The following is an 11,941-nucleotide window of genomic DNA, read 5'->3' as shown; positions in this document are numbered from 1 at the left end:
TGTTGAGAAATTTTTTTTACACCGCTTTACTTAGTTTTTTAAGATCTTTGCTTGATAGTATGGAAAAGCAAACGAGTGCAACAACAGAGCAAATGGAAAAAAATGAAAACATAATACTGTTACCACAGTGCTTAACAAGTACTCCTAAGAGCAGACATGAAAATATTGAACTTGCAATATACCCAAATAATCCTGTTAAGCTTACAATTGCACATACATTATTTTGTGGAGCAATTTCTACAGCTATAACACCTGTCAGTACTTGAACTCCAAATATAAAGAATCCTGATAAGATTGCACCAAGGTTCATAAGAATTATGTTTTGGCCAAAGTTCATTGCAATAAAAGTGAGTGCTATACCCAACATGTAAAGTAATGCCAGCAAGCTTCTATTTTGAAAAAAGTACATATCACTAATTCTTCCTGTGATTAAAGTTCCAAGGATTCCACCTAAATCATATACGCCTGTTATTAGTGAGGATTGTACAAGAGAAATTTGTAATTTATCCCTTAAAATTATAGGAAACCAAAAGAAGATTCCCATTTTTATAATATAAGCACAAAAAGTAGCACAACATAGAAACCATATGGAACTTTTCACTTTGACACCTATCTGAGATTTCTGCACCTTATAATAGGTAGTAAAGTTGGCACTTTCTTTGTAATATGCTTTTAATATTATATAAATTCCAAAAAGTAAGCATAAGAGACCAGAGTACAAAAATGCACTTTTTGCATCATATATTTTAATTATACTTGGTAATACAATTAAAGTAATACAAGAACCAAGTTGCTGAGATGCGCTCATAACTCCCCATGATGATGCAATTGAAGAGATGCTAGAGTTTGTAACCATAAACTTGGTAATAGCTGGCCAACCTAACCCTTGTGTCCAAGCTAATAATATTAATGTTAACAGTAATAAAGTTAGATTATTATATGATAAAGTTATACCAATGGTTAATAATCCAGTTGCAATATTGCATAGCCCAAACATAAATAATGGATTATTTTTGGAGTCCATGATTATTCCATTAACGAATTTTGATACTCCATAAAAAAAAGAAAAGCAGGCAAAAAAATAGCTTAATTTTACATGGTCAGTATCTATTAACAGTGGTAGAGCAATTGGTATACTTTGTCTTGATAAATAAAGCAGCATATATCCACAGAAGAATAGCAAATATTGAAAGAAGACAAAGTTCACACCTATTCCCAAATAGCTCTATGCAGATGCTAGCATAATACTATATTGGTATAATATTGTTTGACAAGAAGTTTGCAAACAATTAGTGCAGAAAATTACTTACTTAGTATCTTTCTTATAGCAGATACAGTAGTATTAATATCTTCATAGCTTATATCTCTATGTGTTATAGCTCTGATTTTACCTCTTATGTTAGCCATTCTAATTCCATAATTTGTAACTAGTACGTTTATTAATTCTTGAGTAGATATACAATTAGTACGTAATGAAAAATACGCTATATTAGTTTTGTATAGGTCGATATCAATTATAACTTGATCTATGGAGTCTAGGCCTTCTATAAGGTGCTGCATCTTTTTATGATCTTCCTCTAAACAATTTATATTATTATGTAAAGCATATAAACATGCAGCTGAAATAATGCCAGCTTGGTGCATACCTCCGCCAATTTGAAACTTATAGTACCAAGCTTTTTCAATAAACTCTTCACTTCCAAGCAATATTGCGCCCATTGGAGCACCTAATCCTTTACTAAAATCAATGAATACCGAATCAAAATAACTTGCATACTCTTTTGGAGATATTTTAGTATGAGCACAAGCGTTGAACAGTCTTGCTCCATCTAAATGAGTGAATACGTCATTCTCTTTGCAGAGACTTGAGATCTCTTGAATATATTCTAAAGGCCACACAGCTCCACCACCAAAATTTGTCGTTTGTTCGATAGAAACAAGCCCAACTCTCGGAATATTTCTTAAACTAGGACGAGTAATAAACTCAACAATTTGTTCTCCAGTAAATATTCCTCTCGTACCTTTGATGGGCAAAGGAGTGGCATGTGCCTGGGCTGCGATCAAGCCAGATTGTACTATGAGCGGATGTGAAGTTTCATCAAGCAGCAAGTAATCACCAGGTCTTTGAATGTGTACTTTATAAGCAATTACATTGGACATCGTTCCTGAAATCAAAAAGATTCCTGCAGGTTTACCTAATATTTTACATGCGGTTGCCACTAATTCGTTCACAGTTGGATCTTCACATGCAGCTTCGTTTCCAACTTTTGCTTTAGCCATCGCTTCCCTCATTTTAGCTGAAGGGTCAGTGTTTGAATCGCTAAAGAAATCTATTTTTATTCTCATATTAAATTTAACACAACTTCCTTTATAATTTCAGCAGCTTTCATGATGTCTGTTTCCTTTGTGCCAAGATGGGTAACTGCTCTTATATGAGACTCGAGCCAAGGAAAAAGCAATAAACCATAAGCTTGGCACTTACTCAAGAAAACCTCATTAGTTACATTTAGTGCTTTTATACTAAAGCTTACTATATTAGTTTCTGGATAAGGTAGTACCAGTTTTATGTGTGGAATTTCTTTAATCTTATCTGCAAACAATTTAGCGAGCTTATTATCTTCTTTAAGCCTAGAGATATTATTCTGTAGTACGTATTTTGCTGCATTAGCACAATACCCTATCTGATGATAACCACTACCTAGCCAAACCTGTAGCTTTTTAGCCCTTTCAATTATCTCTCTTTTACCCATAAGCATTGAACCAAAAGGAGCGCCAAGTCCTTTAGTAAAAGAAAAGCTCATTGTATCCACATATTTAGCATAATCTGCTAAAGCAATATTTGTTTCGATATGAGCATTAAATATTCTTGCACCGTCTAAATGAAGATTTACATTGTGAGCTTTTAAAAAGTGATATAACTCGACTTGTTTTTCAAAAGGATAAATTTTACCATTAAACCCATTTATACTATTTTCTATAGAAACAAGACTCACCTGAGCAAAAATTTTATACCTCGGCTTAGAATTAATAGCATATTCTACTTCATCAACATCTAAGATTCCGCTATTATTTCTAATACAATTAAATACGATATTATTTACTTTTGCATTGCCTGCACTATCGAAAAAATTAATGTGATAATTATAATTAGTTATTAGTTCATCACCAGGACTTGTTTGAATGGCAATGGCTAATCTATTTGCAAGCATACCGCTGGTTACAAATAATGCTTCTTCTACTTTGAATAATTGTTTGCAATATTCTGATAAGTCATTACAGCTTTTGTCTTCACCATAAGCAAAATCTCCAACAGTTGCATTACTTATTGCATGTATAACGTTGGAGCTCTGCAGAGTTGTAGTGTCACTTCTCAGATCAATAATTTTTTCCATCTTATTTCTTGCCATTCAAACAACCAATTTGAGCATTCCAAAGTTCCTTGTAAAGACCTTGCTTAGAAACTAATTCAGCGTGTTTACCATCTTGGACAATTTTTCCTTTGTTAAATACTATAATTCGGTCCATGTGTAAAAGTGTAGAAATACGGTGTGCTATAGTAATCGTAGTTTTATTTTTCATCAATTTGAATAAACTCATTTGAATTGTTTTTTCTGTTATAGAATCTAACTGACTAGTTGGTTCATCGAGAAATAATATTGGAGCGTTTTTTAAAAATGCCCTTGCTATTATTATTCTTTGTCTTTCTCCTCCAGATAGCTTGATGCCTTTTTCTCCAACTGTAGTTCCATATTGATCTGGTAGAGTCATAATGAAATCGTGAATACCAGCCAGCTTTGCAGCTCTCATTATTTCTTCGATAGTAGATTGAAGTTTACCATATATGATGTTTGCTAAAATAGTATCATGAAATAACAATGGGTCTTGAGGTATTACAGATATTTGTTGCCTCAAAGAACTCTGTGTAACTTCTGATACTATTTGATTATCAATCTGTATATTACCTTTTTTAACATCAAATAGCCTTAGAATTAAGTTTATAAAAGTAGATTTACCACCTCCAGAATAACCAACTAGACCTACCTTTTCGCAAGGATTAATGGTAACTGAGAAATCTTGAAATAATGGCTCCTGACCTTCATAAGAAAAAGAAACATTGTTAAACGTTATTCTTCCACTTAATAAATTTAATTCTTTAGCATTTTCCTTATCTTGAATTTCTGGTACGGTAGTCAAGATTGGCAATGCATCTGAAACTTTGCCGAAATGAGTAGAAAATTGGGTAAGATTCCTAGTTAGATGGTTAAGAAACTCTATAATCGATATATTAATTCCAAGTACAAGAACAATATCTCCTATTGCGATTTTGTTCAATTGATAATCATGAATTAAAAAATACAAGTTTACTGCTTGGAGTATATCAAATGAATAGCCGTATATAAACCAAAGCCAAAAGTATGCCCATTGTAATTTTCTCTCTGCAATAGTTCTTTTCTTGCATATTTGAAAAAATTTGTGTCTCTCATGTGCTTGCTGAGAAAATAACCTTACTGATATAACATTTAAAATACTATCTGCTATACTAGCTATTACCTGTGAATTTTGTTTAGAGTAATTATCAGCTAATTCAGTAAGCACACGAAAGCTGAAAATCGAGACTAAAATAAAAATGCTTACCCAAGTGAATGTAGCGATTGCAAACTTTATGTTTACTAATGATAAGGTATAAATAGCTAAGACTAATGCTATACTGTAACCGAAAAAACAATCTATAAGCAATCTTATTAACTCTATCACACTATCCATTAAGCTACTGACCTTATGTACTAAGCTTCCAGATAAATTGTTCTGATAATAGGAATGGTCTTGTTGGAGTAGCCTACAAAAAGATATATCAGCTATCTTTTGACGCATTAAGGTAAACATTTGAATGTCAACAAAATAGCCATAGAATCTAAAAGCAGTAGTGATAAGTAATGCCATACCAAGATAAGCGCTTACAGGTAATAAAAGATTTTCAATTACATTACCTTCCTGATATTTTACAGCTGTATCTAGAATATTTTTTACTAAATACTTTCTAAAAGACAAATCAACAGCTACCACCAGGGCAACTAAAGACATTATAAGTACATTAAGTTTGAATTTAGATGCTATATTCAAGATGAACATCAATACACATTTGAAGCTATCAACTCTACTTCTGTTCATTTATAATGCTAGCTCCACTACGTTGACTTTTTTATTGAGAAATACAAGTAGTGAAAACCATAAATTTTTGTATATTTTTCCTGAGATGTCTCCAGCATCATGTAGTGCTGATGCTCGATTCAGAATAAGTAGCTTATATAAATCTCGCTTAGCCTCAGTAGTGTCGATCTCAGAAATATTTGTAGTTGTGTCTGTAATAAAGGCTAACCAGCTCTTGATAAGTTCTTCCATGTTTTTTACTTTTATACTTTCCTGGTAGCAAAATAATGACAAGCATTCTCTCAGTATAGATTCTGTTAACCCACCACAATTGAGTATACCAAAAACTGAAGGCTGAGGTTTTGGCACATAGGGAAGATCTTGATCTTTTACAATCCACCTTGTTACATAAGCAAATCTATCTTTAGCATCTGTATTCTTATCACTACCATGCCATAACCGTGAATCAAAAACTATCGCATCTCCTGCTGAAATAGGTAGTGACTTAATTTTGTAATTTTCCCGATTACTTGAGTACTGATCAAAAAAATATGGGTACCAAAAATCAACTAAAGGCTGTATTTCCCATTTATGACTGTTTTCTATAATTTGCAGTGCACCTGAAGTTTCACTTACATTATTCAAAGCTAACCAAACAGAAAAGTGGTAAGGATCATTGAAACTATAGGAGATGTCTTGATGGAAGGGAACTGCATCTATTAAATCAGCAGTTTTACATATAACATTTGATTTTTTCTGCAGTATCTGACACTGAAGTGACTTTTCAAGGTAATTTTTAATAATTTCATCTAATGCTTGAGAGATAATTCTAGTTACTTGAGATGACGTGCCCCATCTGCCGGTACAGTTTAAGTAGTCAGAAGTTGAAACACTTAGTTCTTGGGATAGCTTTGATATCTTATTTGTTATATCACTTAAAGACTGAGTTATTAGCTCTAAAGGAACCAGATTTTTGATAATAAAAAAACCATTTTTTTGTAATGTTTCCATATGATTAACACCTGACATCAATAACTGATAAGTAATCTGTTAAAGGTATAACAGCAAAAATTTTGAATCCTTTTACTTGTTTGAGTATTTTTTCCCAATTGCTTAATGTTCTTAGTTTACCTCCTGTTTCAACCATTACATTAATATCTACAGAGCCTCCATCTGGAGAGCGGTAATCTAAAATAGTTTCTATCAATAAAATACGAGATATTCCTTTGACCAATTTTAAATAAGATACATCATCATAATGCTGTAGAAAGCGGCAAAAGACACCTAATTCATAATTTGTAGCTGATAGTTCTTCCTGAGTTATAAGTTTGACTTTTAAATTTTCTACTAACTGTCTTGGCACTTTATGTTCGTTATATAGGCCTATGGAACCTTTATTGTGTATATCAGAATAAGCAAGAAATAAAGAGTGTACACCAAATAGCAATATATTCTTAGCACCATCTATATTAATCCTAGAATTAAACTCTTTAGTATCAAACCTAGAATATCCTAGCAATGCTTGGTAAAACGCTATTTTCTTATCTTCTGATGATTCTCTTTCCTTAAAAGATTCAAATGAAGAGATTGACTTCTGTTTTAGTATATCGGCAATATTTAACCAATTCTTTTCAGCGGCAACTCTTGCCCACATTGTTGCTGCTTTTGGCAAAAATGGTATTTCCTTAAAACACTTACCTTTTGATGATAGTTTCCATAAGTCCTCGTCCTTATCATAATCAATAAACCCTATTTCCCACAACGCCCTTAACAGCCTTTCTAGATTTGGTACGATAATGTTTAACTTTTTAGATAAAAACGGCACAGTTGCAGGTAAAATATTTAACAAATCAAGTTCAATAGCAACGTTTGTTAGGTACGTTTTCCAAAAGGCTGAAAGTTCTGCAGAAATCCTATGCACTTGAGATTCTTTACCTAAATCAAAAATATTAAACTTTACATTTCCGGTAATATCGATTTGTCCTAACACACCTTCAAAAGTTTCAACTTTTGCCATCCCATTATAGAATGCTTCTACCATTTTAAATCTCTGCTGGTAAACAGGATCACCATTAATATCTATATGAAACCAACCATGTTGATCTTCTGCAATAGAATAACCTTTATGAAAAACATTAAGTTTTTTATACCATTTATTATGTACTAACTTTCCATGATGATTAATATGTGTAGCTTTACCATCCTTATAGACTACAGCGATACCATCCTTAAAATCTCCAACATAATCATATTCCTCCTGATAAATCCTGTTGCCATTTAAATTAATATGAAAACATTTATCATGTCTTCTAACTACACAAGCATCTTCCTGATAATTTCCAATCCATTGATAAGACTGTTTGTATACTCTACATCCAAATGAATCAATATGGTAACACCCTGTATCATCTTCTACGGCTGCTCTATTAAAGTAGAATCCAAAAGTTTTTAGAAATCTATTATGATAAACTGCTTCTCCTCTTACATTGATATGATAAGCACCTGTCTGATCATAAACCGGTGCAAGACCGGGCTCATGAAATTTACCAACCTTTATAAACCTATTTTCATACAAAGGATTTCCTAGTAATTCGTGAAAGCTCTCACACGGTGAAATTTTAATAGATCTAAGATTATCTTTGATTAATTGATCAAAGGTTTTCTCATGTTGCATGTTTTGCATAATTTGTAATTTAAATAATTCTTTTGTAAGCTTAGGTACTCACTACTCTGCCATATTTCCTCGAGTTTAACCTCATTAACATTACCAAAATTTCCTAATGTCTTACGGAGTTCATCTGGAGCACAGCAAGGACTAAACTTTCCTTCATTGTTTATCCATGCTTCTTTACCTAAAAATGGGCATTGACCACCTGGAGCCAAATCCTTAATACCTTCTTGAGAAAGAATTGTAAAATTTTCTAATTTTATCTTTTTACCATTTGGTAATAGCATATTATCTCTAAGCTCATATAACCTTCTCACCTCTGTATTCCATCTACTAATTGCTAACTCATCTCTTCTCATAGATAGATCCTTAATTTCCTCAAAATGTGCCCAAAGATGATGTCCTTTAACTCTATCTATGCCATTTTTTATGGCCATCTTAACTATGTCATAGAGTTCATGTAAATTACTTTCCAAAAATGTTAATTGTAAAGTAACGGTACACCTTTCACCTGTATCGCTAAAGTATTTATCTCTAACTTCAAGGAAAGTTTTTAAATTTTCTGTCACTACTTCCCATTTTGAACCTTTCATGATTCTTTCATGAGTTTCTTTAGTTGCCCCATTCCAGGAAATCTTAACATCAGATAAAATTGGTACCAATAGTTCAGCCCATTTTCTAGCTCCTTTAATGGGAAAAGAACCATTGGTTGTGAGGTTAAGCTTAAGGCCGAACTCATGGCACAAATTGATTATTTCATCAAAGCTTTTATACATTAAAGGCTCACCCATAGTAGAAGGAATGATTTCCCTTAAAGGTGTGCCAGCTGCTTCCTTAATTACTTTTCTGATAGTTTCTATCGACAGTATCTTAGGTTTTATTCCTTTAGCTTTCTTCTCTTCTTTAACTTTGCTGTATGGTGAAAAACATTCGCACATTATACAAGCAAAATTGCAGTAATCTGGATTAGTATCAAAAGTAATTCTCCAAGGACCAGGTTTCACAGCTACTGATTTGCCTTTCTTTTCAATAGCATTACGGTAAATCTTGTTAAGTTTCTCAGTATGCTCACCTATAGAAGGTATATTTCCATTTTCAGTATAAGGATAGCCTTTTTGGGTAAGTTTATTATATAACTCCTGATCTGTAGATAGGACTTGCATTTTTTCTGACAAACTACTTGCATCTCTGTGCTTAAATAATAGTCCATCTCTTACATATTCTGCCATGCCACCATAATCGGCTGTTATAACTGGTATTCTAAGTTGCTGTGCTTCATGTATTACTAACGGTGAATTTTCACCCCAAATTGAAGGAACGACTATTGCATCGACTTTATTAAATACGTCAGTAACTATATTCTTATTATCATAACTTCCCATCCATTCTATTCTTTCTTTAACAACAGGTGAAAACTGATTGGCAATCGCTTTTAAGGCTTTAGTTTCTTCTCTTGCTGCTCCCCAAATTCTAAGTTTTACTTTAGATGATAAGTGAGAAAAAGCTTTCAATAATAGATCAATACCTTTTTCGGGAGTATGAGTACCAATATAACCGAAAATAAACTCTTTTTCTTGTGCTCTATTTCTATTCTTAAGACGATTGAGATCAAAACCATAATCAAGATAAGAAATTTTGTTTATCGGAACATTAAAATCCTGAGTAAATTTGTCCATCAAGAATTTCGATGGGGAAATAAAGTAATCTATATAGTCTATTATTTTCCTTGTGTGCTTCATTCTAGTTGCAACCCATTGTTCCCAATAATTTATGTCTGAATTCAGGAATTCTTCATCTCCTGTAAAATATCCCTTGTAACATTGGGTTGCACATTTTTGATCCTTTTGTCCATCACAAAGCTGTAATAAATCTTCAGAATTACGTTGAATAAACCTTCCTCTTGGACACATTAACCAAAAGTCATGTAGCGTAAAAATTGTAGGTATATTTTCTTTAAAAGCAATTTCTGGTAAAGTAATTGATAGATGATTAAGATGACCAAAATGTATAAGATCTGGCTGAAAGTTATCTATTACTCTTTTAAATTGTATATCTACTTCTTCATTGATAAATTTGTAACGATATTTAGCTATGGGTATATTAATTAAATGCAGTAAGATTCTGGAATCACTACGATCTAGGACTGTAGTGTAATAAAAATCAGGTAAAAAGCTATTTTCATACCTAGTAAATACTTGTACCTCATTGTTATTTGCTAGTTCATGAGCAAGAGTTTGGCTATAAACCTCTGAACCAGCACTATAATAAGGAGGGTAACCATGAATAACTTTTAATATTTTCATATATTACCATATCTATATTGTTAGGATATTGTTGTGTATTGTTTTGTAGACTTTTTATAAATTTACTTAATCCTACTTCTAATGAATGTTTTGGAGACCAACCAAGTAGCTCTTTAGCTCTAGTAAAATCACCATGGAACTTAGTTACATCAAAATTTCTTGGAGGATAAAAATCAATTCTAGAATCACTTTTCGTGACTTTTAATATTGTTTTTGCTAAGTTTTCTAAAGTACATGGGCTATTAGTAGTAAGATGAATAGCAGGAAGGGAAGATTTTTCGCTTTGTAAATATTTAACAGTTAAGCATATACCCTCTATAACATCATCCAAATAGGTAAAATCAAAAACACATTCTTTACCTTCTATTTTAATTGGATCACCTCTTAATGCATTAATACAGAGTGCAGGAATTACTCTACTGTTATGATCTAGTAAACCACCGTATACATTTGAAAAGCGTAATATTGCTACATTAAAATCTTTTGAACTTGTTATTTGTTCCTCAATAAATGCTTTACCTTTGGCATAATTATTTATTGGATCGATACTAGCAGATTCTGTAACTGGCAGTTCCTTCTGCTCTCCATAAACTTCCCTACTACTTGCATATATAAACCACGGTTTATTTGGAAGTGACTTACATAACCCTAAAAACCGCATTGTACCATCAACATTAATTTTTTGACACAGTGTAGGATAAAGTTCACCATGTATAACTCTAGAAATTGCAGCCAGATGAATGATTCCTGTACACTGAGCAAGTAGTGGTACTATATCTTCTGAAAAAAAACTGAGTGGATTATCGCGAAACCTAATATCGCAGCTTATTACTTCATGGCCTTGGTTTTCTAACTTTTTCACCAAGGTTGACCCTATCAAACCTGCAGCACCTGTTATTAATATCCCCATGTATACCCTCTCACTACAAATAGGAAAATTTGTCGTACCAATTATCTTACAAGTAAGAATTAAAAGGTATTATAAAACAAGTATAAAATAAATGTCAACTTAAATTAATGAATAAAAAAATGTAGTTATGAAAGAAAAGTTGGCTGCCTTTTTTTTTGAAAATAGTGTTCGGCTTTAATCAAATCCTCTTTATTATTTACTCCCATTGCTTCTCTTTCATCAGAAACTACATAACCTACACTCAAGTTATTGTTTGCTGCAATGGGTACTATATCATTAAGACAATATTCATTGGTCGAATTATTAAATTTTATTTCTTTTACTAAGGTAAAGAGATCTTTAGCATATGAAGCTATTATTCCAGAGTTTGCAAGAAGCATTTTATCTCCATTTTTTAGGATTTTTTGAACATTGCCGTAATTATCAATTACTAATCTTCCATATTGTTCATCTTGACTATTGAATCCAAGAAGAACTAAATTATTATACTTTAAACAATCAGTCATTTTCATAACTGTATCGCTAGATATAAAAGGAGTGTCTCCATACTGTATTAAAACTATGTCTTGATCAGATAACTCCTCCAGATTTTCTAGAGCAATTTTAACTGCAGTGCCAGTGCCTGTAATATCTTCTTGAATTATTAGTTTTATATTGTATTGATCGATTATACTTTTTAGAGTATCAAAGTTTTCTAAATCTTTTAGAAGGGAGTTGTTAACAACAATTGATAAGCTTTTTAGACTCAGCGATTTTGCATTAGAAATTATATGTTCTAAAAGAGTAAGATTTCCCACTTGGTGCAACGCTTTTGAATATTCAGAATTCATTCTACTGCTCTTTCCTGCTGCTAATATTATCAAAATGTTACTCATACATAACTCAGGAATTGATTAGGTAGTAAGTTAATTT

At 32.3% G+C, this 11,941-nt stretch carries 9 protein-coding genes; all 9 read right to left on the bottom strand.

The features are described from left to right. Positions 1-16: 16 nt before the first annotated feature. A complete protein-coding gene (locus tag ABWU33_RS01720; RefSeq protein WP_019236557.1) occupies positions 17-1,162 on the bottom strand; it encodes an MFS transporter in 1,146 nt (381 codons plus the stop codon). A gap of 140 nt (positions 1,163-1,302) precedes the next feature. After that, complete coding sequence (locus ABWU33_RS01715; RefSeq protein ID WP_019236558.1) at positions 1,303-2,346, bottom strand: threonine aldolase family protein; 1,044 nt, start codon at positions 2,344-2,346, stop codon at positions 1,303-1,305. Further along, positions 2,343-3,392 carry a threonine aldolase family protein gene (locus ABWU33_RS01710; protein ID WP_026097216.1) on the bottom strand — a complete coding sequence of 350 codons (1,050 nt, stop codon included), beginning with the start codon at positions 3,390-3,392 and terminating at the stop codon, positions 2,343-2,345. The genes ABWU33_RS01715 and ABWU33_RS01710 overlap by 4 nt, the downstream gene beginning before the upstream one ends. A 1-nt stretch (position 3,393) precedes the next feature. Then, positions 3,394-5,169 carry an ABC transporter ATP-binding protein gene (locus ABWU33_RS01705; protein WP_019236560.1) on the bottom strand — a complete coding sequence of 592 codons (1,776 nt, stop codon included), beginning with the start codon at positions 5,167-5,169 and terminating at the stop codon, positions 3,394-3,396. Beyond that, positions 5,170-6,159, bottom strand: coding sequence for a phytanoyl-CoA dioxygenase family protein (locus ABWU33_RS01700; RefSeq protein WP_026097217.1), 990 nt, complete (start codon positions 6,157-6,159; stop codon positions 5,170-5,172). 4 nt (positions 6,160-6,163) lie between these two features. After that, positions 6,164-7,831 (bottom strand): WG repeat-containing protein, encoded by a 1,668-nt coding sequence (locus tag ABWU33_RS01695; protein ID WP_353280911.1) that lies wholly within the window; start codon positions 7,829-7,831, stop codon positions 6,164-6,166. Further along, entirely contained in the window at positions 7,792-10,119 is a 2,328-nt protein-coding gene (locus ABWU33_RS01690; RefSeq protein ID WP_353280909.1) for a glycosyltransferase, read from the bottom strand. The genes ABWU33_RS01695 and ABWU33_RS01690 overlap by 40 nt, the downstream gene beginning before the upstream one ends. Next, positions 10,076-11,029 (bottom strand): NAD-dependent epimerase/dehydratase family protein, encoded by a 954-nt coding sequence (locus tag ABWU33_RS01685; RefSeq protein WP_353280908.1) that lies wholly within the window; start codon positions 11,027-11,029, stop codon positions 10,076-10,078. Before ABWU33_RS01685 ends, ABWU33_RS01690 begins: the two co-directional genes overlap by 44 nt. Positions 11,030-11,154: 125 nt before the next feature. After that, on the bottom strand, positions 11,155-11,904 hold the full coding sequence (locus ABWU33_RS01680) for an NTP transferase domain-containing protein (protein WP_226079610.1): 750 nt from the start codon (positions 11,902-11,904) through the stop codon (positions 11,155-11,157). Between the last annotated feature and the right edge of the window lie 37 nt (positions 11,905-11,941).

Origin of the sequence: Wolbachia endosymbiont (group B) of Cyclophora punctaria, assembly GCF_964028235.1 — a bacterium.
GTDB lineage: Bacteria > Pseudomonadota > Alphaproteobacteria > Rickettsiales > Anaplasmataceae > Wolbachia.
Note: the sequence above shows the minus strand (reverse complement) of the source record. Positions and strands in the feature narration are given on the sequence as shown.

Bases quoted from the DNA above. Each gene is read 5' to 3' on its own strand.
- ABWU33_RS01690 (WP_353280909.1), bottom strand. From the start codon at position 10,119: ATGAAAATATTAAAAGTTATTCATGGTTACCCTCCTTATTATAGTGCT.
- ABWU33_RS01715 (WP_019236558.1), bottom strand. From the start codon at position 2,346: ATGAGAATAAAAATAGATTTCTTTAGCGATTCAAACACTGACCCTTCA.
- ABWU33_RS01720 (WP_019236557.1), bottom strand. From the start codon at position 1,162: ATGCTGCTTTATTTATCAAGACAAAGTATACCAATTGCTCTACCACTG.
- ABWU33_RS01700 (WP_026097217.1), bottom strand. From the start codon at position 6,159: ATGGAAACATTACAAAAAAATGGTTTTTTTATTATCAAAAATCTGGTT.
- ABWU33_RS01695 (WP_353280911.1), bottom strand. From the start codon at position 7,831: ATGCAAAACATGCAACATGAGAAAACCTTTGATCAATTAATCAAAGAT.
- ABWU33_RS01710 (WP_026097216.1), bottom strand. From the start codon at position 3,392: ATGGAAAAAATTATTGATCTGAGAAGTGACACTACAACTCTGCAGAGC.
- ABWU33_RS01685 (WP_353280908.1), bottom strand. From the start codon at position 11,029: ATGGGGATATTAATAACAGGTGCTGCAGGTTTGATAGGGTCAACCTTG.
- ABWU33_RS01680 (WP_226079610.1), bottom strand. From the start codon at position 11,904: ATGAGTAACATTTTGATAATATTAGCAGCAGGAAAGAGCAGTAGAATG.
- ABWU33_RS01705 (WP_019236560.1), bottom strand. From the start codon at position 5,169: ATGAACAGAAGTAGAGTTGATAGCTTCAAATGTGTATTGATGTTCATC.